20 protein-coding genes and 1 other RNA gene are annotated in these 23,495 nt (G+C 69.5%); 6 read left to right on the top strand and 15 right to left on the bottom strand.

The window, feature by feature from the left end:
* Nucleotides 1-65: 65 nt before the first annotated feature.
* The 3 genes from PV679_RS00255 (at nucleotide 66) to PV679_RS00245 (ending at nucleotide 3,693) form a co-directional block, all read left to right on the top strand.
* On the top strand, nucleotides 66-1,445 hold the full coding sequence (locus tag PV679_RS00255; protein ID WP_319678108.1) for an ice-binding family protein: 1,380 nt from the start codon (nucleotides 66-68) through the stop codon (nucleotides 1,443-1,445).
* Nucleotides 1,446-1,883: 438 nt separating this feature from the next.
* Entirely contained in the window at nucleotides 1,884-2,525 is a 642-nt protein-coding gene (locus tag PV679_RS00250) for a DUF5819 family protein (protein WP_319678107.1), read from the top strand.
* Nucleotides 2,526-2,538: 13 nt separating this feature from the next.
* Complete coding sequence (locus PV679_RS00245) at nucleotides 2,539-3,693, top strand: HTTM domain-containing protein (RefSeq protein WP_319678106.1); 1,155 nt, start codon at nucleotides 2,539-2,541, stop codon at nucleotides 3,691-3,693.
* A gap of 87 nt (nucleotides 3,694-3,780) precedes the next feature.
* Here PV679_RS00245 and PV679_RS00240 read toward each other — a convergent pair whose 3' ends face one another.
* Nucleotides 3,781-4,920: a uroporphyrinogen-III synthase gene (locus tag PV679_RS00240; protein ID WP_319678105.1), complete on the bottom strand. Its 1,140-nt coding sequence runs from the start codon at nucleotides 4,918-4,920 to the stop codon at nucleotides 3,781-3,783.
* A gap of 131 nt (nucleotides 4,921-5,051) precedes the next feature.
* Nucleotides 5,052-6,428 carry a nitrate/nitrite transporter gene (locus PV679_RS00235; RefSeq protein WP_319678103.1) on the bottom strand — a complete coding sequence of 459 codons (1,377 nt, stop codon included), beginning with the start codon at nucleotides 6,426-6,428 and terminating at the stop codon, nucleotides 5,052-5,054.
* A 484-nt stretch (nucleotides 6,429-6,912) separates the two neighbouring features.
* On the opposite strand from PV679_RS00235, the gene PV679_RS00230 reads away from it, so the two are divergent.
* The gene (locus tag PV679_RS00230) at nucleotides 6,913-7,656 is read left to right on the top strand and encodes a hypothetical protein (protein WP_319678102.1); all 744 of its coding nucleotides are present in this window, start codon (nucleotides 6,913-6,915) and stop codon (nucleotides 7,654-7,656) included.
* A gap of 79 nt (nucleotides 7,657-7,735) precedes the next feature.
* Here the strand turns inward: PV679_RS00230 and PV679_RS00225 are convergent, their stop codons facing one another.
* The 4 genes from PV679_RS00225 to PV679_RS00210 all read right to left on the bottom strand — a co-directional run bounded on the left by PV679_RS00225 (nucleotide 7,736) and on the right by PV679_RS00210 (nucleotide 13,075).
* Nucleotides 7,736-9,019 carry an acyltransferase gene (locus PV679_RS00225; RefSeq protein WP_319678101.1) on the bottom strand — a complete coding sequence of 428 codons (1,284 nt, stop codon included), beginning with the start codon at nucleotides 9,017-9,019 and terminating at the stop codon, nucleotides 7,736-7,738.
* Nucleotides 9,016-11,205 (bottom strand): bifunctional polysaccharide deacetylase/glycosyltransferase family 2 protein, encoded by a 2,190-nt coding sequence (locus tag PV679_RS00220; protein WP_319678100.1) that lies wholly within the window; start codon nucleotides 11,203-11,205, stop codon nucleotides 9,016-9,018. The genes PV679_RS00225 and PV679_RS00220 overlap by 4 nt, the downstream gene beginning before the upstream one ends.
* Nucleotides 11,206-11,922: a hypothetical protein gene (locus PV679_RS00215; RefSeq protein WP_319678099.1), complete on the bottom strand. Its 717-nt coding sequence runs from the start codon at nucleotides 11,920-11,922 to the stop codon at nucleotides 11,206-11,208.
* Between the two features lie 205 nt (nucleotides 11,923-12,127).
* Complete coding sequence (locus PV679_RS00210) at nucleotides 12,128-13,075, bottom strand: LysR family transcriptional regulator (protein WP_319678098.1); 948 nt, start codon at nucleotides 13,073-13,075, stop codon at nucleotides 12,128-12,130.
* Between the two features lie 81 nt (nucleotides 13,076-13,156).
* On the opposite strand from PV679_RS00210, the gene PV679_RS00205 reads away from it, so the two are divergent.
* Nucleotides 13,157-13,411 (top strand): hypothetical protein, encoded by a 255-nt coding sequence (locus tag PV679_RS00205; RefSeq protein WP_319678097.1) that lies wholly within the window; start codon nucleotides 13,157-13,159, stop codon nucleotides 13,409-13,411.
* A 46-nt stretch (nucleotides 13,412-13,457) separates the two neighbouring features.
* Here the strand turns inward: PV679_RS00205 and ssrA are convergent.
* The 5 genes from ssrA to ftsE all read right to left on the bottom strand — a co-directional run bounded on the left by ssrA (nucleotide 13,458) and on the right by ftsE (nucleotide 17,350).
* Nucleotides 13,458-13,844, bottom strand: a transfer-messenger RNA (tmRNA) gene (ssrA, locus tag PV679_RS00200).
* 115 nt (nucleotides 13,845-13,959) lie between these two features.
* The gene (smpB, locus tag PV679_RS00195; protein WP_319678096.1) at nucleotides 13,960-14,439 is read right to left on the bottom strand and encodes an SsrA-binding protein SmpB; all 480 of its coding nucleotides are present in this window, start codon (nucleotides 14,437-14,439) and stop codon (nucleotides 13,960-13,962) included.
* Between the two features lie 34 nt (nucleotides 14,440-14,473).
* Nucleotides 14,474-15,652, bottom strand: a complete 1,179-nt coding sequence (locus tag PV679_RS00190; protein ID WP_319678095.1) for a S41 family peptidase — start codon at nucleotides 15,650-15,652, stop codon at nucleotides 14,474-14,476.
* Between the two features lie 67 nt (nucleotides 15,653-15,719).
* The gene (gene ftsX / locus PV679_RS00185) at nucleotides 15,720-16,637 is read right to left on the bottom strand and encodes a permease-like cell division protein FtsX (RefSeq protein WP_319678094.1); all 918 of its coding nucleotides are present in this window, start codon (nucleotides 16,635-16,637) and stop codon (nucleotides 15,720-15,722) included.
* Between the two features lie 23 nt (nucleotides 16,638-16,660).
* On the bottom strand, nucleotides 16,661-17,350 hold the full coding sequence (gene ftsE, locus PV679_RS00180; protein ID WP_319678093.1) for a cell division ATP-binding protein FtsE: 690 nt from the start codon (nucleotides 17,348-17,350) through the stop codon (nucleotides 16,661-16,663).
* Between the two features lie 272 nt (nucleotides 17,351-17,622).
* Here ftsE and PV679_RS00175 point away from each other — a divergent pair, with 272 nt between their 5' ends.
* On the top strand, nucleotides 17,623-17,817 hold the full coding sequence (locus tag PV679_RS00175) for a hypothetical protein (RefSeq protein WP_319678092.1): 195 nt from the start codon (nucleotides 17,623-17,625) through the stop codon (nucleotides 17,815-17,817).
* Nucleotides 17,818-17,944: 127 nt separating this feature from the next.
* Here PV679_RS00175 and PV679_RS00170 read toward each other — a convergent pair whose 3' ends face one another.
* From PV679_RS00170 to PV679_RS00155, 4 genes are all read right to left on the bottom strand, one after another.
* Nucleotides 17,945-18,808: a hypothetical protein gene (locus PV679_RS00170; protein WP_319678091.1), complete on the bottom strand. Its 864-nt coding sequence runs from the start codon at nucleotides 18,806-18,808 to the stop codon at nucleotides 17,945-17,947.
* 303 nt (nucleotides 18,809-19,111) lie between these two features.
* Nucleotides 19,112-20,218 (bottom strand): peptide chain release factor 2, encoded by a 1,107-nt coding sequence (prfB, locus tag PV679_RS00165; protein ID WP_319678090.1) that lies wholly within the window; start codon nucleotides 20,216-20,218, stop codon nucleotides 19,112-19,114.
* Nucleotides 20,219-20,352: 134 nt separating this feature from the next.
* Nucleotides 20,353-21,588: a protein kinase domain-containing protein gene (locus tag PV679_RS00160; RefSeq protein WP_319678089.1), complete on the bottom strand. Its 1,236-nt coding sequence runs from the start codon at nucleotides 21,586-21,588 to the stop codon at nucleotides 20,353-20,355.
* A 208-nt stretch (nucleotides 21,589-21,796) separates the two neighbouring features.
* Nucleotides 21,797-23,485, bottom strand: a complete 1,689-nt coding sequence (locus PV679_RS00155) for a serine/threonine-protein kinase (protein ID WP_319678088.1) — start codon at nucleotides 23,483-23,485, stop codon at nucleotides 21,797-21,799.
* Nucleotides 23,486-23,495: the final 10 nt, after the last annotated feature.

Genomic DNA, 23,495 nt, shown 5'->3' with positions numbered 1-23,495 from the left:
GACGATCCTCAGCACTCCGGGAACTGCCCGATAAATCCCCGTCTACCACAGGAGTTGGCCTCTCGATGACACTTGACACCCCTGTCGTCACGCTACGGAGCACCATGTCGACCTGGATGGGAACCGCACTCACCGTGCTGCTCGCCGCCACCGTGGTCGCCGCGACGTCGACACGAGCGAATGCCATCGCCACACCTGTTCCTCTGGGTACGGCGGACAGTTTCGCTGTGCTGGCCGGTCAGTCGGTCACCAATACCGGTCCTTCCGTGATCACCGGAGATCTCGGTGTGAGTCCGGGAAGCTCGATCACCGGATTTCCTCCGGGACTGGTGATCGGCGTTCAGCATTCCGCGGACGCGGTGGCTCTCCAGGCGCAGACCGACCTCACCACGGCGTTCAACAACGCCGCAGGACAGGCCACCGACGCCGCCCTCCCGCCGGACGCCGGCGGCCTGACGCTCGTCCCCGGCGTCTACACCTCCGCGTCGGCGCTGGGACTCACCGGCACCCTCACCCTGGACGCTCAGGGTGATCCCAACGCCGTCTGGGTGTTCCAGGTCGGTTCGGCTCTGACGACGGCCTCCGCCAGCCAGGTGCTCCTGGTCAACGGCGCCTCACCGTGCAATGTGTTCTGGGAGGTCGGGAGTTCGGCCACGCTGGGCACCGACTCCGTGTTCGTGGGCAACATCCTCGCGCTGACCTCGATCACCGTCACCACGGGAGCGAGCATCGACGGCCGCGCGCTGGCCCGTAACGGCTCGGTGACGCTGGACACCAACAGGATCACCCGCCCGTCGTGCGCCTCCACCACCACCGGCACCACGACCGGCACGACCACGGGAACGACCACCGGAACGACCACTGGCACCACGACCGGAACCACCACTGGCACGACCACCGGCGCCACGACCGGCACCACGACCGGTGCCACCACCGGCACCACCACCGGCGTCACGACCGGTGCCACGACCGGTGCCACCACCTCCGGGACCACAGCCGGTGTGACCACGGGCGGCACCACCAGCGGCGGCCTTCTGGGCGGTCTGCTCGGCGGCCTCACGACCGGCGGCACGGCCGGCAACATCTCCGGCGGAGTCGTCGCGGGCACCACGGGCGCCACCACGACCACCGGCGGCAACGGCGGCCACCACAAGCCCGGCAAGCACCACCACCACAAGCCCCCCAAGCACCACCACAAGCCCGGCTACGGCCACCACCAGGGCTACGGCCCGAAGCCCGGCTACGGCGAGCACCAGGGCTACGGCAAGAAGCCCGGCTACGGCCAGCACCACGGCTACGGCAAAAAGCCCCACTACGGCCAGCACCACGGCTACGGCAAAAAGCCCCACTACGGCCACAAGCCCGGCCTCGGCCAGCACCACGGCTACGGGAAGGCCGAGGAATACCGCGGCCCGTCCCTCTCACAGGTCAGCTACAACAGCTGAGGACCGTCCCGTCATCTTCCGACAACGCGGCGAGGCGCCGTAGGTGTCGTCGCGCGCCCGCCGGAAATTACGGGACAGCCCTTGAGCAGCGCACCGGAAAAAACCGATGGACGGAGAGCCCTTCGCGGCTCGAAGTGTCATTCCTGTTCGTGCCACGTATCCATGACGTCCTGGTGACGTTGTACGGGTGCCCTCCAAGGCCGGTCCGAGTGCCTGAGGCATTCACCGATACATACGAGCGGGACAAGCGGCGCGCGGCGGATCGTCTTCGATTTCCGCCGCGCGCCGCCGACGAGGAAACCACACATGCGAATGCAGGAAACCGAGTTGGGAAAGCAGGGCGGGGCTATGCCGGGTGGTGTCGAATCAGCGGAAGTGAAAGACAGGGAGCGGACCGGTGCCGGCCCGGCCACACCGCGATCGTCCGGAGAATCGCATGTGGCCCACGGGCCTCCGAAGTTGGCCGGCCCGCTGAAGGCGGGACTGGGAGTCGCCGTCGTGCTGTGTCTGGCGGCTTCTCTGGTCCATGTGCTTCTGGTGTTTCTGCATGTGGCTCCGGCGAATTCCGTCTCGCGGCAGTTCGAACGACAGCTCAGTACATGGATCTATCCTCTGTTCGAGCAGAATTGGCGACTGTTCGCGCCGGACCCGGAGTCGATCAACCGGCAGATCTCCGCGCGCACCGCGCACACCGCTCCGGACGGCACCGTACAGGTGAGCCCCTGGTTCGAGCTGAACGCCGTGGACACCTCAGCGGTCGAGCACAATCCGTTCCCGAGCCACACCTCGCAGAACATGCTGCGCCGGGCCTGGACGACCTATCTCGAACTGCACGGCGGCGACGACCAGCCGCACTCGGACCGCGCGGCCATGATCCAGAAGTATCTGCGCAATATCGCGGCGGACCGGGTCTCCGCCCATCGAGGCGGCCCGTTCGAGTCCATCCAGCTCCGGGTGATCACTCTGCCCATCGTCACCGCTCCCTCGGCGGACGGCCCCAGGCCGGCGGCCAGGACCGCGCCGGCGCCGGTCGACACCCGCTTGCTCCCCTGGTGGAAGGTGACCTCCGATGGGAACTGAGAAAGAAGCGCCCATGGCATCCGCACCCGGACCGCGCACCGGCCAGGAGGCCGACGCGAACCCGGCCCGGCGGCTCCTCGACCGGGCCGGCGCGCTCTCCGGCGTACTGACCGAGCGGCCGGTGTCCCTGTACGCGGCGGCGGTGCTGCGCATCGGCTACGGCCTGCTGTATCTCGCCTTCCTGCTGCGCGAGTTCCCTCACCGCGACCAGATCTGGGGTCCGGGTTCACCATGGACGCCGGCGCTGGCGAAGGAACTGTTCGATCAGACAGGCTGGGTCAGCGTCCTCACGCTGTCCGACAGCAGGGCCTACTTCGAGGTCTGTTACACGGGAGCCCTCGTCACCGCCGTGCTGTTCACGCTGGGCTGGCGGACCAGAGCGATGTCCGTGCTGTTCGCGGCCGTGGTGGCGTCGTTCCACGCCAGGTCGATCTTCATGACGGACGGCGGAGACAACCTCATCCTCCTCATGTCCGTCTATCTGGTCCTCACCGCCTGCGGCCGGCGGTGGTCGCTCGACGCCCGCAGAGCCAGGATCCGCGCGTCCAGGGACCGGGCGCCGAAGTGGCCGACCGGCCGGGACCACCACGGGCTTCCGCCGCAACTCCGGTACGCGCGGGAGACGTTGGCCACGGCGCTGCACAACTGCGGCATGCTCGTCATCGCCGCTCAGGTCTGCATCCTCTACGGCTCCGCCGGCCTGTACAAGGTGCAGGGAAGCTCCTGGGGCAGTGGGACCGCGCTCCACTTCGTACTGAATCTCGGTCTGTTCCGGCCCTGGCCCGAGCTGTCCGTCCTGGTGGACGAGTACACGATGCTGCTCGCCGTCGTCGGCTATGTGACCGTGCTGTTGCAGGTCGCCTTCCCCTTCGTCCTGTTCGGCAGGCTCAAGTATCCCGTCCTGGCGGCGCTGCTGGGCATGCACATCAGCATCGCCGTGCTGATGGGACTGCCGCTCTTCTCGGGCGCGATGATCATCGCGGACGCCGCGTTCCTCCCGGACCGCTTCTTCCTCTCGCTGGGACGCCTCCGGCACCTGGTCGCCCGGCGGACCGGCGACATGGAGGCGGCCGCCGCTCCTCGCGGCGAAGCCGCGCTCGTGCCACCGCAGCCCGGACCCACCGGCGTCCGGCAGGTCGGACTGAAGCGGTCGGTCACCAAGCCATGAAGCGGACGGCCCGCCCGTAGCGCGCCGATCACGGCGTGCTCGGCGGGCCGCCGCCGTCAGAGCTGAGACACCGGACGTCTCCCGTGGTCACACAGCCCCGTACTTCGTGTCGGCTGCCGGGTCCAGCGCCAGCCGATAGCCGCGCTTCACGACCGTATGGATCAGTTTGGGAGCGCCCAGAGCGGTCCGCAGCCGTGCCATCGCCGTCTCCACCGCGTGCTCGTCGCGGCCCGCTCCCGGGAGCGTCCGCAGCAGCTCCGCCCGGGACACCACCCAGCCCGGCCTGCGGGCCAGCGCCTTCAGCAGCGACATCCCGGCCGGCGGCACCGGCCGCAGATCGTCGTCCACCAGGACCGCGTGGCCCCGGATCTCCATCCGGTGGCCCGCCACCGGCAGTGTCCGGGCGCGCGCCGGCAGCTCCGCGCAGAGCACCTGGACGAGCGGCCCGAGCCGGAAGCGCTCCGGCTGGACGGTGTCTATGCCCTGTGCCTGGAGCGGCAGCGCGGTGACGGGCCCGACGCAGGCCGCCAGTACATCGTGATGGAGCGCGGCGAGCAGCTCCGGGAGCTGTCCTCTGGTCTCCGCGCGCGACAGCAGCGACGCCGCCGCCGGCGCGCTGGTGAAGGTGACCGCGTCCACGGCGCGCGCGACGGTGGCGTCGATGAGCCGGTCGACCGGAGCAAGGTCCTCCGGAGGCATCCACCGGTACACCGGTACGACGACCACATCGGCGCCGCCGGCCCTCAGCGACTCCACGAACCCGGGCAGTGGTTCGCCATGAAGCTGGACCGCCACCCGGCGTCCCTCCACTCCCTCGCCGAGAAGCCGGTCAAGGACCTCCGCCATCGATTCGGAGCTCGGCGACCACGCCTCGACGAGCCCGGCGGCCCGTATGGCGCCCTTCACCTTGGGGCCGCGCGCCAGCAGCTCCACGCCGCGCAGACAGGCGAGGAGTTCCTCGCCGTGGCCCCAGCCGTCGGCGGCCTCCACCCAGCCGCGGAAACCTATCGCCGTCGTCGCCACGACCACATCGGGCACCAGGTCGATCAGCTCCTTGGTGGCCGAGAGCAGCTCGGCGTCGTCCGCGAGCTGCACGATCCGCAACGCCGGAGCGTGTACGACGGCGCCGCCCCGGCGCTGGAGCAGCGTGCCGAGCTCGTCGGCCCGCCGGGCGGCCGTGACCCCGATGGTGAATCCGGCGAGAGGTCCGTGCTGTCGGTCGTGCATCGCTCCCTCGTCCCGCTCGCTGCTACGGATGGCGTCGGTTACGGATACGGCGACCGAGCCTCCCAAGGGCGCGTGACAGGCCCGGTTCACCGGCGTTTCCCCGCCGTTACGTACGGCTCCGGGCTCCGGGCTCAGACCTTCGCGAAACCGAGCCTGGGCTCCGTCTGCGCCGCCATGGCGCCGGGCGCCTCCTTTCGAAGGTATACCGCCCAGGTCAGCGCGGAGCAGCCCGCGTAGAAGACCAGGAACGCGACGAACGCCGCGGTGCCGGTGCCCGCGCTTTCGAAGGACTGCCGGAACGCGAGATTGATCGCGAGCCCGCCGAGCGCCCCGACGGCTCCGATCAGGCCCATCGAGGCCCCGGACAGCCTGCGTCCGTACGCCGCGGCCGCCTCACCGGTCATGCCCTTCGCCACCGCCTTCGCGTGGAAGATGCCGGGGATCATCTTGTACGTCGACCCGTTGCCGAGTCCGGTCAGCAGGAACAGCGCGACGAATCCGGTGAGGAAGACGGCCAGCGACCCGGTCATGGAGGCGAGGACCACGACGGCGGTCGCGACGGCCATCGCGGCGAAGTTCCACAGCGTGATGCGGGCGCCGCCGTACTGGTCGGCGAGCCGGCCGCCGACCGGCCGTATCAGCGAGCCGAGCAGCGGCCCGATGAACGTCAGCGAGGCGGCCTGCAACGGTGTGCGCCCGAACTGCGTCTGGAGCACCAGACCGAAGGCGAAGCTGTATCCGATGAACGACCCGAAGGTGCCGGTGTACAGCACGGACATGATCCAGGTGTGCCGGTCCCGTACGGCTTCCCGCGCCGCACCGGCGTCGTTTCGCACCGGCGCCAGATTGTCCATGAACAGCGCCGCGCACACGGCGGCGGCCACGATCAGCGGTATGTAGACGCCCAGCACGATCCGTGGCTGCGCCGCGCCCGCCGTCCCGATCACCAACAGCCCGACGAGCTGCACCACGGGCACTCCGATGTTCCCGCCGCCCGCGTTGAGCCCGAGCGCCCAGCCCTTGCGCCGCAGCGGGAAGAAGGAGTTGATGTTGGTCATCGAGGAGGCGAAGTTCCCGCCGCCGACGCCGGTGAGCGCGGAGACGACCATAAAGGTCGTGTAGGAGGTGCCCGGCTCCATCACGGCGTACGCGGCGCCCGTCGGCAGAAGCAGCGTCAGCGCGCTGAACACCGTCCAGTTCCGCCCGCCGAACCGCGCGACGGCGAAGGTGTACGGCACTCGCGCGATCGCGCCGACCAGGGTGGCCATGCCGATCAGAAAGAACTTCCCGGCCGGATCGACGCCGTACTCGGGCCCCATGAACAGGACCATGACCGACCACAGCGTCCAGATCGAGAATCCGATGTGCTCGGAGAAGACGGACCAGAGCAGATTGCGCCGCGCGATCCGCTCTCCCGTCCGCTCCCAGAACACCTCGTCCTCCGGATCCCACCGCTCGATCCAGCGGCCCCTTGTGTGTGCTGCGACGGTGGTGGTCGGGGCAGTCATCGCGCCTCCACGGACGGGAATCGAATGGTGCTGCCCGACCGTAGGGACGCCGCGTTTCGCCGCCGTGCCCCAAGGTGACCGCGACGCAACCTTGCTCTCACCCGTGGCGGCGGCCGACTGTGAGCCGCCGCGCGGCCGGCCACCGCCGGGACACCGGCTCAGGACCACACGACCGCTGGCCCAAGCATTACTCCAGGCCATCACCGCAGTTCGCGCCGGATGCGGGATTTCAGACCCTCGGCAGCGCCGCTCCAGGTGCCGAAAACCCGGCCGCCGGAGGACCGGCACCCTTCCCAAAGAACCCGGTAAAGAACTCTCTCCTCCTCTCCCAAACCTCAAATCCTCACCCCATCGGGTGACTTGGGCGCATATGTGGCCGGGAAGGGGTTACGCTCAGCGACGATTGCCGCATACGTAAATGGCCCCCGCCGGTGCTCACAACACCGCCGAGGGCCTGACCGATCAGGAAGAGAACACCTTCCCAATGGCTGAGTCCAACTTTAACGCGCCCACCTCCGGCGTCATCCATATCCGGACGCGTCACACCGAGAACTTCACGGTCCTTTCGAACCGGCTCGTACAGCGCCCCGGCAGCGCGGTCACCGTCGGTGTCGCCGCGTACATCCTGTCCCTCCCGGACGGCGCGCCCATCCGCGTCAGCACGCTCTGCGAGCACTTCGCCGAGGGCCGCGACCGTATCTCCCGCGCCCTCAACGAGCTTGAGGAAGAGGGCTGGCTGGAGCGACGCGTCGAGCGCGGGCCCGGCGGCCGGATCGTGACACGCACCTTGCTGTACGACGCCCCGGGTGCCGAGCCCGACCCGCCGCACGCGCCTTCCGAGCTCACGGCCCCGACACCTCCGGAACCGGTCGCACAGGCTCCGGCCGCGGCTACCGGCGTGCTGGCCTCACTTCGCGAGCGTGACGCCCGCCTGGCTCTCACCAGGCGCGATCTGACGCGCCTCGGCCCGATGGTGGCCGACTGGCTGTCACAGGGCTCGTCCCCGCAAGACATCGCCAGGGCGCTGACGGAGGATCTCCCCTCCGGCCGCCTCCGCAGCGCTCCCGGCCTGCTGGCCTACCGCCTCACCAACCTGCCGCCACCGGCGCCCACCGCGGTGACCGTCCCACTTCAGGAATGCCCGAAGTGCGACCGGCCCTTCCGCGCCGAACGGCCCGGCAAGTGCCGGGACTGCCGTGCACCGGCGGCGGTGAGACAGGCCGCGTGATCCGGCCCGGCCGTACACGAGTAACGGCCGGGCCGACGGGCCGCGTCACCGCACGCACTCGCGGCGCCGTCCCGTCGCCTCAGCGCCGGTGCGCGCCTCCGGACGGTGCGGGCCCGGCGCCGGACTCCGCACCGGCACCGGCGGACGTGGAGCCGTTCGGCCACAGGCGCGGCCGGCGTTTGGCCGCGACGTCCTCGACCCAGCCCATGCCGAGGATCATCAGCGCGAGCAGTGGCCAGATGAGGACCAGCGTCAGAGCCGGGTACGCCGCGTCCAGTTCGGCGGAGAAGGCGTCTATGCCCGGGATGCTCCAGAACTGGTCGATGATCGGGACCGTCGCCATTATCAACAGGTTGTGCCAGAGATAGATCGTCACGGCACGGTTGTTGGCGAGAGTGATCACCGAGTCGAACTGCGCGAGTCTGCCCGGGAGTTCCCGCCAGGACGGCGAGTACTGGAGCAGGATCGCGACGAAGCCCAGCGACCAGGTCGCCTCGGCCAGCGGGATCTCGTCGAAGTTCCAGCCCTCCGGGCCGAGATGGCCGGAGGCCCACCACAGTCCGAAGGCCATCGTGAAGGCGGCCAGCGAGACGGTGACATAGCGCGGGATCTTCTGGAACAGCCCGTCGTTGTGCGCGAAGCCGAGCACCCAGCAGGCGCCGTAGACCGCGAAATCGGTCAACGCGAGCCCGGTCTCGCCGGGAATCTCCACCACGCCCGTGCCGATGACGGCGGTCAGCGCGACGGGAAAGGCCAGCGTCGCCCACGGCACCTTGCGGAACGCCCAGAGCAGCAGCGGCGAGGCGAGGACGAACCAGAGGTACGCGCGGATGTACCAGAGCGGGCCCGCGGCCTGGTCCGCCCAGGACTGGTCGAACAGACCGCCCGCGTCACCGCTCTCGAACGGATACGGCGGAGCGCCCACCGGGAAGAGGTAGTTGGCCAGCTTGATCAGCCCCCAGAGCCCCTCCTCCCTGGCCGGCTTCCAGCCCATCACGAACATCAGCGGCACGATGATCAGCGCGAACGCCCACATCGGAGGCAGCAGCCGCCTCAGCCGGCCGCGGATCACACTCCACGGCGTCCGCTTCGAGAGCGAGCGCGCCATCAGCGAGCCGGCCAGCGCGAACATCACGCCCATGGACGGAAAGAGAATGGTCAGCCAGGCCCAGCCGAAGATATGGAAGACGACGACACGGACCAGCGCGACGGCGCGCAGCAGATCGAGATAGCGGTCACGGCCGGGCCTGGCGGGCGTCTCGGCCTCAGCACCGGAGGGAGCGCCGCCCGGCACCACCGCTCCGGGCGCCGCCTTGTGTCCGGCGCGGGAGGCGTTCCCGGTGTCAAGGGAGTGCGTGCTCATGCCACGGGCCTCCGGTCGTTGCCGCGCCCGCGCTGCGCCGGGATCGAGCCGGGCGCCTCGACCACGCCGGTACGGCGCAGCTTCTGCCAGCGCAGCCGGCCGCCGGTGAGCGCGGTGATCCAGGACTGGAGCAGCACCACATACATGAGCTGCCGGTACAGGATCTGCTGGAGAGGCAGTGAGATCAGATGTGTCATACGTTCGCGGTCGAGCCGGAAGGCGTACGCGGCGCAGACGGCCTGGATGAGCAGGACGCCGAGCCAGGCCGCGACGGTCTTCTGCGTCGGGCCGAAGACAAGGCCGTACAGCAGGAATACGTCGATCAGCGGAGCCAGCAGCGGGAACAGCACCATGAAGAGCGAGACCAGCGGCAGCCCGACGCGGCCGAAGCGGCCTGAGGGACCTCCTTCGATGACCGCGCGGCGGTGCTTCCAGATCGCCTGCATCGTGCCGTAGGACCAGCGGTAGCGCTGGGACCAGAGCTGCTGCACGGACTCCGGTGCCTCGGTCCAGGCGCGGGCGCGCTCGGCGTAGACCACGCGCCAGCCGTCGCGGTGCAGGGCCATGGTGATGTCGGTGTCCTCGGCGAGGGTGTCCTCGCTCATTCCGCCGACCCGCTCCAGCGCCTGGCGCCGGAAGGCGCCGACCGCACCGGGGATGGTGGGCATGCAGCCCAGCACGTCGTACATACGGCGGTCGAGGTTGAAGCCCATCACATACTCGATGTGCTGCCAGGCCCCGATAAGGGTGTCGCGGTTGCCGACCTTGGCGTTGCCCGCGACGGCGCCGACGCGCGGATCACCGAAGGGCTGTACGAGTTCACGCACGGTGGACGGCTCGAAGACGGTGTCGCCGTCCATCATCACGACGAGATCGTGGCTGGCGTGCGCGATGCCGTTGTTGAGAGCGGCGGGCTTGCCGGAGTTCGGCTGGCGTACGACATGGACGTCCGGCAGCCACAGTTCCTCGACGATGTCCGCGGTCCCGTCGGTCGAGCCGTCGTCGATGACGATGACCTCGATGGGATGGTCGCCGGCCATCAGCGAGCGCACCGTGTTGGCTATGCACTCGCGTTCGTTGTAGGCGGGCACCAGCACGGTCACCGGTTCGGTGACGGGCGGGCCCCAGTGGAAGCCGCGGCGGCGCACCGTGCGCGCGTGCGCGAAGGAGAGCAGCAGCATCAGGCCGAACCGTACGAAGACCAGGACGCCGATCACGGAGAGCCCGATGACCAGGACATCGGTGACACTGTCCGAGAGGGCGACGGCGGCGACCCATGCCTTGCCCTTCCAGAGGTTCGCTCCGGCGACCGGAGTGTGCGCGCTGGGAGCGCCGAGTGCCTCGGTGAGATTGGTGAACTCGTATCCCTTGTCCTGCATCTTCGGCAGGAAGTGGCCCAGCGCCGCGACGGTCTGCGAGCGGTCGCCACCGGAGTCGTGCATCAGCACGATCGCGCCTTTGGGATCCTTCGGTGAGGCGTTGCGGCTGATCACACCGACGCCGGGACGCTTCCAGTCCTCGCTGTCGGTGCTGTCGAGCACCGTGATGTAGCCGAGGCTGCCGATGTACTGGGCCACCGGCCAGGACTTGTTGTCCATGGCGTCGGCGAACGACGAGTACGGCGGCCGGAAGAGCGACGTCCGGATGCCGGCCGCGCCCGCGAGCGCGAGCTGGTTCTGCGACAGCTCCCAGTCGATCCGGGACCTGGACTGGTACGAGAGGTCGGGATGGTTGAAGGTGTGCAGGCCGACCTCGTGGCCCTCGTCCACCATCCGCTTCACCAGAGCCGGATAGCGGGAGGCCATCGTGCCGGTGACGAAGAAGACGCCGTGGGCGTCGTATTCCTTGAGCTTGTCGAGGACCTTCGGCGTCCACACCGGGTCGGGCCCGTCGTCGAAGGTCAGGACGAGCTTGTGGTCCGGGATGTTCAGCGACCTGGCGGCGGCCGTGCCCCGCGCGTCGATGACCGGGCCGCCTTCCAGGATCCGCTCGGGCACCTGATCGGTGGCGGCCGGAGGACGGACGCGGTGGTCCGCGAGGATCTCGCTGTGCACATAGCCACGCAGCATCAGCATGGCGAGCAGCGCGACCAGGATGAGCGAGGGCAGCAGATAGCGCATGGGCAGTCTGCGCCGTCTGACGCGCTCGCTCTTCCGGTCGCGGGCGCGTCGGGCGGAGGAAGTCATCTAGTGTGCGCCTTCCGCGGCAAGCTGCTGGCCGCCTTGCTGTGCGGCGGGGTCGCCGCTGGGGCTCTCCTCGACGGGCGGAGGGCTCGACTCGACCGGCGGCTCCGACGGCGGCTCGCCACCGGATCCGCCCGTGGTCGCCGGGTCGTCGCCCGGATTGCCCGCCGGTGCCGACGAGGTCCCGGGGTTGGGTACGTTGCCGCCGGCCCCGCCGGTCGAAGTCTTGGGCGGCTGCGCCGAATTCGACGTGCCCGGATCCGGCTTCCCGGGCGCGCCCGTGGTGGCGCTGGCCGAGGACGCGGGAAGGGTCTCGCCGTTGGAGTCCGTGGGCGTGGACCCGACCGCCGGTGCGCCGGGCGTCGTCCCTGCGGACGCGCCGACCGTGGCGCTGGGCTGGATCCGTACGGTGTCGGCGCCCGGCTTCTGCTTGTCCGCGAACGGTATCTGGAGCCAGGGCGCGCTGGAACTGCCGCCCATCAGCGCGGCCACCACGGTTACCGCGTAACAGGCGCAGGCGATGGCCACGACCCAGCCGGCCCGGCGGAACTTCTTGCTCCGGCGGCCGCTGGCGTCCACGAACACCGGACCGTCGGCGCCCTCCGGTCCGCCTTCCTGCGCAGGGCCTGACTCCTGCGCGGAGCGGGTTCCCGCGGGCAGCTCGGAAAGCTGACGGCCCAGGCCGTCAAGCTCGACGGTTATATCACTCGGCTCATGCATACGCCCGTTCTGGGCGTCTTCTCGCCAATTGTTCACTGCGGTACGCACATCCCCCACTGACCGTCTTGGGCGCACACAAGGCTGGCCGGATATCTGTCGGCCGGGCCCCCACCCGAACCGAGCACCCCCCTACCACACCGCACCCGGACCATGAATGTAGCGCACGCCGGTGTCGGCCGAGTTCTTCTTCAGAGGATGCTGTGCATCAAACCGGTGACGGTGATATGACACCGGCGCCGCGTGAACGGCCCGGCCGGCCCTCCTCCTTGGCGAGTCCGGCCGCGGCGGCCCGCAGGGCTTGGACTCCAGGATGATTCAGCCCCTTGCGCCACACCAGCGACAGTGGTGACAGCGGTACGGGGTCGACCAGTGGACGCAGCACCGTGCCCGGCATCACCGGGAAATCCACCACGGTGAGCACGGGTCTGCGGTGCTTCACCATCACTCGCCGGAAGTCCTCGGCTCCCACCGCCATGGGCGCGGGCGGTGCGATCTCGATGGGACGTCCGGCGAAGAGCCGCCGCGCCAGTTCCGTCCATTCCAGGGTCCCGGGGTTGCCCGCTCCGGCGTACACGCTCTCGCCGGCCAGTTCGTCGAGCGTCACCTCGGCCCGGGAGGCCAGCGGATGGTCGTGCGGAAGCAGTACGGCCATCGGCTCGTAGCGCACCAGTTGGCGGGAGAGCCCGGAGCGCAGGCCGGGGTCGAGGCCCTCGAAGTAGCCGAATGAGACATCGAGACGTCCGGCCAGGATCTCGGCCGCGGCGCCCGTGAGGCCACTCTGGAAGCGGGCCATCAGCTCGCAGGCAGGTGCCAGTTCGCGGGCCCGGGCCAGCACCCGGCCGGAGACCATGCCCTCGGTGTTGAGGTCGACGAGCAGGGGCCGGGTCGCGTCGGCACAGGCGGCCAGCAGTTCGTCCTGGGCCGCCAGGATCCGCCGGGCGTACGGCAGCAGCCGCTCGCCGTCGGCCGTCAGCGTCACCTGCCGGGTGGTCCGTACGAAGAGGTCGGCTCCCAGCTCCCGCTCCAGCCGCCGGATGTCACGGCTGAGGGCCTGCTGGGCGACATGGAGCCGGGCGGCGGCGCGGGTGAAATGCAGCTCTTCGGCCGTCGCGACGAAGGAGCGGAGCAGCCGGGGGTCGATGTCTCGGGGCACGCCGCATTCAACAACACAGATGCGTGAATGGCCATGGAACAGGTGTTGGACCGGAGGCCGAGACACCGCGACGGTAGAGCCATGCCGCAGTCATCCGAAACACCGCTGCTGACCGTCACGGGCCACACCCTGGTCCTGGCACCGCGCCGGAGTCCTCTTCCCGATATCCCCGGCGCACGCGATATCTCCGGCGCACGCGCCTCCACCGCCGGAAATCTCCTCGCCCGGCTCCCGGCGCGGAGGTTCGGCCCGAGCACCGTGATCATGATCGTCGGCGCCGCCCGGCGTCTCGGCCGTCGCGCTGTTCGTGGCGCTCGCCGGGCCGGGCACGACTGAGGCCCCGCTGCCGGTAGGGCAGCGGGGCCTCGGCCTCACATGGGAATTGTGGAGATGGCGGGAATCGAACCCGCGTCCAACGGTGCAGAATCAGGGCTTCTCCGAGCGCAGTCCGCTGCGATTTTCTCGGCCCCGGAGATCACACGGACAAGTCTCCGACGGGCTCAGTCACTGTTTGGTTTCCCTCTGTGTCCCGTGACCGGGCTCAGAGGTTTAGTTCCCTAGTTGATGCCAGGATCCGGGTCGGGAACAGCCCCGGGCTGACACTCCGCAGAGTCTTCGCTAGCTGCTAATTAGGCAGCGAGGGCGAAGGCGGAGGAATCGCGCTTAGAAGTGGCGATTATTGTTTGCGACATATGGTTTACGAGATCATTGCCGCTTCCTCGGCTCGCTTCCCCTGCTTCGACATCCGCTGTCGAAACCGATCATCCCCATGTTGATTTTTCAAGGTGCTCATTTCGAGCGCGCACCCGCTGTGGCGTGCCTTCCCATCCTACGTGACCAACGCGGGACGATGCCAGCCTATTCCACCGGAGCGGGCGGCCGGGTCAGGCCCGCTGCCGCCGCTTCGCCGCCGAGATCGCCCGGTCCGTCTCACGCCGGTCCTGCTTCTCCCGCAGCGTCTGCCGCTTGTCGAACTCCTTCTTGCCCTTCGCCAGCGCGATCTCGACCTTGGCCCGGCCGTCCTTGAAGTACAGGGCCAGCGGCACGATCGTGTGACCCGTCTCGCCGGACTTGGACTCCAGCTTGTCGATCTCGACACGGTGCATCAGCAGCTTGCGCTTGCGCCGGGCGGAGTGATTGGTCCATGTCCCCTGCGTGTACTCCGGCACATGCACGTTGTGCAGCCACGCCTCGTGCCCGTCGATCTGGACGAAGCCGTCCACCAGCGAGGCCCGTCCCTGGCGCAGGGACTTCACCTCGGTGCCAGTCAGTACGAGACCGCACTCATAGGTGTCGAGAATGTGGTAATCGTGCCGCGCCTTCTTGTTCTGCGCGATCAGTTTGCGCCCTGTTTCCTTAGCCATAGTCCCGCCATTTTCGCACCCCGGCGCAACTTCTTTACCGTGCGCCGCCGAGGCCGCTCAGCACCGTCTCCGCCCGCTGCTGCGCGCGCTCACTGACCAGCAGATCCGGAGTGACGCCCCGGCCGTCCACACCATGGCCGGCCGGTGTGCGGTAGTGGCCGACGGTCAGCTCGGCGACGGAGCCGTCGGGCAGCCGGCTCGGCATCTGGACCGAACCCTTGCCAAAGGTGCGCGAGCCGACCGTGATGGACCGGCCGCGGTCCTGAAGCGCGCCCGTGACCAGCTCGGCGGCGCTCATCGTGCCGCCGTCGACCAGCACCACCACCGGCCGGTCGGTGTCACCGCCGGGATCCGCGTACAGGGCGCGCTGCTCGCCTCTTATGTCGTACGTGGCGACCAGACCGCCGTCGAGGAAGGCGGAGGCGGCCGTCACCGCCTCGGCGACCAGTCCGCCGCCGTTGCCGCGCAGATCGAGCAGAACACCGGCGCCGGCCGGGGCGTCCAGGACCGCGTCCCTGACCCGCTTGCCCGTTCCCTTCGTGAACGCGCCGACCTTGATCCGCAGCGTGCCGCCCTTGATCGTGTCGACCGTGACGGACTCGGTGGCGAGCCGGGCACGGCGCAGGCCGCGCGTCCATCTGCGCCCGTCCCGCTCCAGTCCCAGCACAACGGTCGACCCGGCGACACCGGCGCCGGCGCTTCCGGTGCCACCGCGCAGCAGCGCCATGACCTCGGTGACCGGCAGCCCGGCGACGCTCTCGGCGTCGATGTCCCGGATGGTGTCACCGGGCCGGACACCGGCCTTCCGCGCGGGACCGCCGGGCTGCACCCGGGTCACCTCTATCAGCCCGCCCGCGCCGCGCCGCGCCCACAGCCCGACACCGGTGTACTCGCCGTCGAGGGCCTGCTCGAACTCCTCGAACTCGCTCTTGTCGTAGACCGCGCCCCAGCGGTCACCGCTGCGGCTGACGACCTCCTCGGCCGCCTCCGTACCGGACTTGCCGTCGGCCATGGCCTCGGCGGCGGCTCTGGCGACATCGTCGCTGTCGACCGTCGAGGCCACGGAACGCACCGGCACCCGGGCCGAGTTGTCGTCTGTGCCCGGCAGTGAGTCCGTCGCCGAGGCCGTGGCGAGCACACCCACGAAGACCAATGTCAGGACCGCCCCGCGGCGGCAGCCGCGGGGCGCCTGGTGTGACCCGGAGCCCGACATGGCGTTGAGTCTAGGACAACCCCCGGCGACGCAGCGGTGCTTGGCCATACACCGCCAGGGGTGCTTGTCACACCCTGAGGTACTTGCGCAGCGCGATGAAAGCGGCCACGGCCGGCATCAGCAGCCCGATGGCGATCACCAGCGGAAGCTTGGCGAGCACCGCGTCCCAGCCGATGAAATTGACCAGTTCCATCTTCTTCGACAGCTCAAGACCGTGGTCGATCAGGAAATAGCGCCCGAAGATCAGCATCCCGGAGGCGACCACGCCGCCGATCAGCCCGGCGAACGCCGCCTCCATGATGAACGGCATCTGGATATAGAAGCTGGAGGCGCCGACGAGCCGCATGATCCCGGTCTCCCGGCGCCGGCTGAACGCCGATACGCGGACGGTGTTCACGATCAGCATCAGCGCGATGACCAGCATCAGCGCCATCACACCGAGCGCGGCGACATTCATGCCGTTCATCAGGTCGAAGAGGTTCTGCAGGATGTTCCGCTGGTCCTGGACGGACTGGACGCCGTCCCGGCCGGCGAAAGCGGTGGCCACGACCTGGTATTTCTCCGGGTCCTTCAGCTTGACGCGGAAGGACTCCTGCATCTGGTCCGGTGTGATCGCGGGCGCGATGGGAGTGTCGCCGTACTGCTCCCGGTAGTGCTTGAACGCCTCGTCGGCCGTCTCGTGGTGGACGGTCTCGACGCTGTCCATCTTCTTCAGATCGGCCTCGATCTGCTTCTCCTGCTCGCTGGTGACCGCACCCTTGGCGCACTTGGGCGTGGTCGTCGCGTCGTTCTTGTTGCAGAGGAAGATGGAGACATTGACCTTGTCGTACCAGTAGTCCTTCATCGTGCTGACCTGCTCGCGCATGAGCAGCGCACCGCCGAACAGGGCGAGCGAGAGGGCCACGGAGACGATGACGGCGAAGGTCATCGTGAGATTACGGCGGAGACCGACGCCGATCTCCGACAGGACGAACTGGGCGCGCATGGCGTCCTTTCAGCTTTCGATGCTCAGTGCTGGTAGCCGTAGACGCCGCGTGCCTGGTCGCGCACCAGACGGCCCTTTTCGAGCTCGATCACGCGCTTGCGCATCTGGTCGACGATGTTCTGGTCGTGGGTCGCCATCACGACGGTGGTGCCGGTGCGGTTGATGCGGTCCAGCAGCTTCATGATGCCCACGGAGGTCTGCGGGTCGAGGTTGCCGGTCGGCTCGTCCGCGATCAGCAGCATGGGGCGGTTGACGAAGGCCCGTGCGATCGCGACACGCTGCTGCTCACCACCGGACAGCTCACCGGGCATCCGGTCCTCCTTGCCGGCGAGGCCGACAAGATCGAGGACCTGCGGGACGGACTTGCGGATCTCGCCGCGGGACCTGCCGATGACCTCTTGCGCGAAGGCCACGTTCTCCGCGACGGTCTTGTTCGGCAGCAGCCGGAAGTCCTGGAAGACCGTGCCGAGCTGGCGCCGCATCTGCGGCACCTTCCAGTTGGACAGGCGCGCGAGGTCCTTGCCGAGGACATGCACCATGCCGTGGCTGGTGCGTTCCTCGCGGAGGAGCAGTCTCAGGAAGGTCGACTTTCCGGAACCGGACGAGCCGACCAGGAAGACGAACTCCCCTTTCTCGATTTCCAGGGAAACGTCGCGCAGCGCGGGACGGTTCTGTTTCGGGTAGGTCTTGGAGACATTGTCGAATCGGATCACGGGATGCACCACGGTCGGCCGGGAGTAGGTCTGCGTGACCTTACGCGAACCGGGTCCGCGCGCGCAGTTCGCGACCGGGGTTGTGGCCGGGCTTGGGCGAATTATCACGGATGCGAGGTGGCCGCCACTCGTGCCGGGCCGTACGGAACGCCGTCGGCCGCGCCGAAACGTCCGGGAACTGGCACAGTGGAGGGGGGAACGGTCGTGTTCCCCCGAGCGTTGAGCGGAGAGACACTGGTTGCGGCTCCGCCGCGCGGTGAGGAGGAAAGCGCATGACCTACGACCGATTGGTGTGCGCCAACTGCGCGGGGCCCGTCAGCGAGGGCAGGTGCCGTGTGTGCCGTGCCAACCGGGAGCGCCTGCAGCAGCAGGGCCCCCTGGGAGGCCTGAGCCCGGTGGCTCTGCTGACGCTGCTGATAGTGCTGGTGGCTGCGGTGGCGCTGGTGGCGGCCCACCAGACCGCGTAATACCGGCGCGATCCCGTCCGTACGCCGAAGAGCCCGGACGCTCATGGAGCGTCCGGGCCCTTCTGTCCATGACGTACGGCGGTGTACACGCCGTAGATCATGTCCTACGTGGAGCGCGCGCCCTTGATCAGGCGACGGTACGGCCACCGCCGACGAGACGCGGCAGCATCCGGAAGCCGATGCCACCGGCGATCATGGTCGCGGCACCGATCAGCAGGAATGTGGTCTCGGCGGCGCCGGTCTCCGCCAGCTCCTCCTTGGCCTCACCCTGCTGCACCGGCTGGGAGCCGGCGCTGTCGGTGTCGGTGTTGTCGGCGCACTCGGCGCCGTCGAGGTCGACGGTGCAGGTACCGGTACCGCCGTCGCTGCCGGAGGTGCCCGTGGAGGCGCCCTCCGAGGTGCCCTTGGACGTACCTTCCGAGGTGCCGGCCGACGTACCGGCGGAGGTGCCGGTGGACGTGCCCTCGGACGTACCGGTCGAGGTGCCCGCGGAGGTGCCCGTGGACGTACCGGTCGAGGTGCCCGCCGAGGTACCGGTGGACGTGCCCGCCGAGGTACCGGTGGACGTGCCCGCCGAGGTACCGGTGGACGTGCCGGTGGACGTGCCCGCCGAGGTGCCCTCGGACGTACCGGTGGAGGTGCCCTCGGACGTGCCCTCCGAGGTGCCGGTGGAGGTGCCCTCCGACGTGCCCTCGGACGTACCGGTCGAGGTGCCCTCCGAGGTGCCCTCGGACGTGCCTTCCGAGGTGCCGGTGGAGGTGCCCTCGGTCGTGCCGACGGTCGTGTTGCCGCCATCGGCACCGTCGGTGGTGCCCTGCGTGCCACCCTCGGTGGTGCCGCCGTCGTCACCAACGGCGCCACCGTCGCCAAGCTGCATGTTGACGCCGATATCGACGGCCTGTGCGGCGCCCGCGACGGTCAGCGAAGCACCCGCGGCGATCACCGCACCGGCCGCTATGCGCGCTACGCGGATCCGCGTCTTTTTGGTCATCTGCCTGCTACCCCCAGTAGCTCATTCGTCATTGGTGCAGCGTCCGGGGCAGCGGCCATGGGGGTCCGTGTGCTCCGCCCCCGGTCACACGCGCCCCAGAAATACGCATGCCACGCGCCAGCTTTCCCAGTTTTCATATACGCGTCAAGGACGTTGCGCGCGCGATGACCGGAATCGAGCCAGTTGTCCGGCGCGTGCGGTTGCAACTGTGACATAAACGCGAACTGCCGCCCGGTAGGCGGCAGTTCGCTGGTTATCCTGTGAGCTTGTCGACAAAGCTCAGCTTGTCGACAAAGCGCGAGATTACTTGTCCTGCTGCTTGCGCCAGCGAATCCCGGCTTCCAGGAAACCGTCGATCTCGCCGTCAAGTACACCCTGCGGATTACCCACTTCGAAGTCCGTCCGCAGATCCTTGACCATCTGGTAAGGATGAAGGACGTACGAACGCATCTGGTTTCCCCAGGAGTTGCCGCCGTCGCCCTTGAGCGCGTCCATCCTGGCCTGCTCCTCCTGGCGGCGGCGTTCCAGCAGCTTCGCCTGGAGGACGTTCATGGCGCTCGCCTTGTTCTGGATCTGGGAGCGTTCGTTCTGACAGGAGACGACGATGCCGGTCGGGATGTGGGTGATCCGGACCGCGGAGTCCGTGGTGTTGACGCCCTGGCCGCCGGGGCCCGACGCGCGGTAGACGTCCACGCGCAGTTCGGACTCGTCGATCTCGACATGGTCGCTGGACTCGACGACCGGAAGCACCTCGACGCCCGCGAAGGAGGTCTGGCGGCGTCCCTGGTTGTCGAAGGGTGAGATACGGACCAGGCGGTGAGTGCCCTGTTCCACGGAGAGCGTGCCGTAGGCGTACGGCGTCTTGACGACGAAGGTGGTCGACTTGATGCCGGCCTCCTCCGCGTACGACGTCTCGTAGACCTCGGTCCCGTAGCCGTGCCGCTCGGCCCAGCGCAGATACATGCGCTGGAGCTGCTCGGCGAAGTCCGCGGCGTCGACGCCGCCCGCCTCGGCGCGGATGTTGACGAGCGCCTCACGCTCGTCGTACTCGCCGGAGAGGAGCGTGCGGACCTCCATCTCGTCCAGCGCCTTGCGCACCGACTCCAGCTCCGACTCGGCCTCGGCGCGCGTGTCCGCGTCGTCCTCGGCGTCGGCCAGCTCGAAGAGCACTTCCAGGTCGTCGATGCGCCCGCGCAGCGCCTCGGTCTTGCGGACCTCGGCCTGCAGATGCGAAAGCTTGCTGGTGATCTTCTGCGCCGCCTCCGGGTCGTCCCAGAGGGACGGGACCGCGGCCTGCTCCTCCAGCACGGCGATCTCCGCCCTCAGCCTGTCGAGGTCCAGGACGGCCTCGATCGACCCCATGGTCGAGGAGAGGGACTTCAGCTCTTCGGATACATCGACGACTGCCACGGGACCAGCGTAACGGCTGAGCGCCGGAACCCGTCCCCCGCTGTCCGAGCCGTGATGAACCGCCGCCGTGCCCGTACGCGTTTCCCGGAGCCGCGCCAGGCACCGGTGACCGCGCTACGGCACCGGTGACAGCGCTACGGCACCGGTGACGTCGTCCGCTTGGAGTCCTGCGGAGCTCCGTCCTCGCCGTCACCGCTGGTGACCAGCCAGCCGCCGACACCCACGGCCGCGAGCAGCAGGACCGTCACCGCGCCCAGGGTGATACGGCGCTTGCGGACGGCCTCGGCCTTGTGGCGGGCCGAGCCGGGCCGGCGCTGGCCCGGTGAGCGAGGCGCGCGGGCCGTGCCCCGGGCACCGCCCGCCAGCTCGTCCGGGCCGGGGACGCGCATGCTCGTATGGGTGTCCCGGTTGGAGTCGGGAGCCGCGCCGGGGACCAGCGGTACCGCGCCGCGGCGGCGTGGCCGCTCGGCCTCGGCCGGCCGCGGTTCCTCGTACGTCTGCTCGGCGGGCTCCGCGTCGGGCTCGTCCACGTCCAGCGGAGGCATGCCCGCGAGCAGCGGAAGCTGTTCGCGCAGCCGGGCCGCCAGCTCGGAGGCGCGCAGCCGGGAGGCCGGTGCCTTCGCCAGGCACTGGACGAGAAGCTGCCACAGCTCCTCGGGGATGCCGGGCAGCGGGACGACGGTCTCGGTGACATGGCGCCGCAGCACGGCCCCGGGATGACCGCCGCCGAACGGCGTGAAGCCGGCCAGCAGCTCGTACAGGACGGTGGCCAGCGCGTAGATGTCGACGGCCGCGCGCGGCGGCAGGCCCTCGACGATCTCGGGCGCCAGATAGTCCGGGGTGCCGATGATCCTGGTCGCCTTGGTGCGCCGCGGTGTGTCGATCAGCTTGGCGACACCGAAGTCGGTGAGCAGCGCGGGATGCGCGCCGCCGGGCCCGAGCGGGCCCTCCATGTCGAGCAGGATGTTCTCGGGCTTGACGTCGCGGTGGACGATCCCGGCGGCGTGCGCCGCCGCGAGACCGTCGGCGACATCGGCGACGATCGCGACCGCCGCCTCCGGCGCGAGCCTGCGCTCGCGGTCGAGCCGGGTGCGCAGATCCGTGCCGCGCACCAGTTCCATGACGAGCGCCAGGTCGTTGCCGTCCACGACGAGATCGCGGACGGCGACCACCCGGGGATGGTCGAGACCGAGCAGGGCGGTGCGCTCCTGGACGAAGCGTCCGACGAGCTCCTGGTCGGACGCGAGGTCCTCACGCAAGAGCTTGATGGCGACCGGGCCCTCGGGCCCCTCACCGAGCCACACCGTGCCCGCGCTGCCCCGTCCCAGGATCTGATGGGCGGTGTACCGGCTGCCGATATTCCGTGCCAAGACTGCTCCCTCAGCGGCTGGCGTTGCCCATCAAAGTACGCGGGAATCGAGGTGCTCCGCGCCACGATCGGCGCCGGCCCCACTCCCTCGGGCGAAATGGCGGAGGAAAAACGGAGGAAAAAGCCGACGGAGAGCGCGAGGCGCCGCGCGGCACGGGACCGGCCGCGCGAGCGCCTCGGCGATGTCCGGAGGATCCCGCCCCGGACCGTCAGCCGTTGCCGGAGCCCGAGCCCGAGCCCGAGCCGCCCAGCTCCGAGAACCAGTCCGTGACCTTCGAGATCACATCGCCTATCGCGGACCAGTAGCTCTGGCCCTGTGCGACCCAGCCCTGGAGCGGCGTCAGCTCCCAGACGAGCCAGCCCGCGACAAAGAGCAGCACGAGCGTGAACAGACAGCCCTTCAGACAGCCGAGGCCCGGGATGCGCATCGGGTTGGCGCCGCGCTGCCTGGGCGGGCGCGGCTCACGGGGCGCGGGTGGCTGAGGCGCCGGCTGCGGTGGCGCGTACCGCTGCTGCGGTGGCGGCGCGTACTGCTGCTGCGGTGGCGGCGCGTACTGCTGCTGGGGCGGTGGCGCGTACTGCTGCTGTTGCTGCTGCTGAGGCGGCGGCGCGTAGCGCTGCTGCTGAGGCCGCTGCGGTACGGGCGGCTGCTGCTGAGGAGCGCCGGGCCGCTGTGGACGGCGGCGCAGCGGGTCCTGGCTCGGGTCCAGGTACTGCACCTGGGTCTGCTCGTTGCGGTCGCGCGCGGCCTGCAACTGGCCCTGCCACGGATGCGGGCCCTCGGGCTCCGGCGGACCGTCGGGACGCGGCTGTACGGGCGGCATGACCGCGGTCGGATCGGCGGCGCCCGCGCCGGGACCGCCGTACGCGGCGGGTCCGGTGGAGGGCATGACGCTGGTGGCCGCGTTGGGGTCGTAGGAGGCGGCGTTGCTCGGCAGGACCTGGGTCGGGTCGGAGGCGCCCGGCGTGTCGGGCACCGGCGCGGGATCCGGGTCGGGCGCGAGCAGCGCGCCGACGGCCAGCGCGGCGTCGACCTGGGCGGGCGTGGAGTGCACGCCGACACCGGCCGCGACGGTCCGCAGGGCGCGGGCGAGGTTCTGGGCGCTGGGCCGCTGGGCCGGGTCCTTGCGCAGGCAGCGCTCTATGACCGTCCACAGCGGCTCGGGCACGGTGGTGGGACGGCGGGGCTCCTCGCTGAGATGGCGGTGGAGCACCTCCAGGGCCGTCGCGCCGGCGAACGGCGGCCGTCCCGTGACCAGCTCGTACAGCAGGATGCCGGCGCCGTAGATGTCCACGGCGGAGGTCTGCGGACGGCCGTCGGCGGACTCCGGCGCCACATAGGCGGGAGTGCCGACGAATTCATGCGTACGGGTCAGGCCCGGAGAGTCCGCCAGGCGCGCTATGCCGAAGTCCGTGAGCATCGGATACAGCCGCTCGCCGTCGTTCTTCAGCAGGACGTTGGCGGGCTTGAGGTCCCGGTGTACGACACCGTCGGCGTGGCTGGCGGCGAGCGCGTCCGCGATCTGGGCGGTCAGCAGGGCCGCCGCGACCGGGCTGAACGGACCGTTGTCGCGCAGATAGCGGTGCAGGTCCGGACCGTCGACAAGATCCATGACGAGCGCGAGGAGATCACCCTCGACGACCAGGTCGCGGGTGCGGACGATATTGGGGTGGGTGAGGCGGAGCAGTACGGAGCGCTCTCGCAGGAAGCGCATCACCACGTCCGCGTCGTTCGCCAGCTCCTCCTTGAGGACCTTGATCGCGACGGTCTCGCCGGGCTGGCCGGGCACGGCCGCCTCGGCTCCCGCGGTCTCGCGCTGGCGGGCTCGCCAGACGGTGCCCGTGGCGCCGCGTCCGAGCGGCTCCTCAAGCAGGTATTTGCTGCCTACCGGCCGCACGTCATGCGCT

Origin of the sequence: Streptomyces sp. AK02-01A (assembly GCF_033795305.1) — a bacterium.
GTDB lineage: Bacteria > Actinomycetota > Actinomycetes > Streptomycetales > Streptomycetaceae > Streptomyces.
The sequence above is the reverse complement of the archived record's forward strand: the minus strand, read 5'-3'. Positions and strand labels throughout refer to the sequence as shown.

What these genes read in the sequence shown, in the direction of transcription:
- PV679_RS00255 (WP_319678108.1), top strand. Translation starts at nt 66, where the DNA reads ATGACACTTGACACCCCTGTCGTCACGCTACGGAGCACCATGTCGACC.
- PV679_RS00245 (WP_319678106.1), top strand. Translation starts at nt 2,539, where the DNA reads ATGGCATCCGCACCCGGACCGCGCACCGGCCAGGAGGCCGACGCGAAC.
- PV679_RS00240 (WP_319678105.1), bottom strand. Translation starts at nt 4,920, where the DNA reads ATGCACGACCGACAGCACGGACCTCTCGCCGGATTCACCATCGGGGTC.
- PV679_RS00235 (WP_319678103.1), bottom strand. Translation starts at nt 6,428, where the DNA reads ATGACTGCCCCGACCACCACCGTCGCAGCACACACAAGGGGCCGCTGG.
- PV679_RS00230 (WP_319678102.1), top strand. Translation starts at nt 6,913, where the DNA reads ATGGCTGAGTCCAACTTTAACGCGCCCACCTCCGGCGTCATCCATATC.
- PV679_RS00225 (WP_319678101.1), bottom strand. Translation starts at nt 9,019, where the DNA reads ATGAGCACGCACTCCCTTGACACCGGGAACGCCTCCCGCGCCGGACAC.
- PV679_RS00220 (WP_319678100.1), bottom strand. Translation starts at nt 11,205, where the DNA reads ATGACTTCCTCCGCCCGACGCGCCCGCGACCGGAAGAGCGAGCGCGTC.
- PV679_RS00215 (WP_319678099.1), bottom strand. Translation starts at nt 11,922, where the DNA reads ATGCATGAGCCGAGTGATATAACCGTCGAGCTTGACGGCCTGGGCCGT.
- PV679_RS00205 (WP_319678097.1), top strand. Translation starts at nt 13,157, where the DNA reads ATGCCGCAGTCATCCGAAACACCGCTGCTGACCGTCACGGGCCACACC.
- smpB (WP_319678096.1), bottom strand. Translation starts at nt 14,439, where the DNA reads ATGGCTAAGGAAACAGGGCGCAAACTGATCGCGCAGAACAAGAAGGCG.
- PV679_RS00190 (WP_319678095.1), bottom strand. Translation starts at nt 15,652, where the DNA reads ATGTCGGGCTCCGGGTCACACCAGGCGCCCCGCGGCTGCCGCCGCGGG.
- ftsX (WP_319678094.1), bottom strand. Translation starts at nt 16,637, where the DNA reads ATGCGCGCCCAGTTCGTCCTGTCGGAGATCGGCGTCGGTCTCCGCCGT.
- PV679_RS00175 (WP_319678092.1), top strand. Translation starts at nt 17,623, where the DNA reads ATGACCTACGACCGATTGGTGTGCGCCAACTGCGCGGGGCCCGTCAGC.
- PV679_RS00170 (WP_319678091.1), bottom strand. Translation starts at nt 18,808, where the DNA reads ATGACCAAAAAGACGCGGATCCGCGTAGCGCGCATAGCGGCCGGTGCG.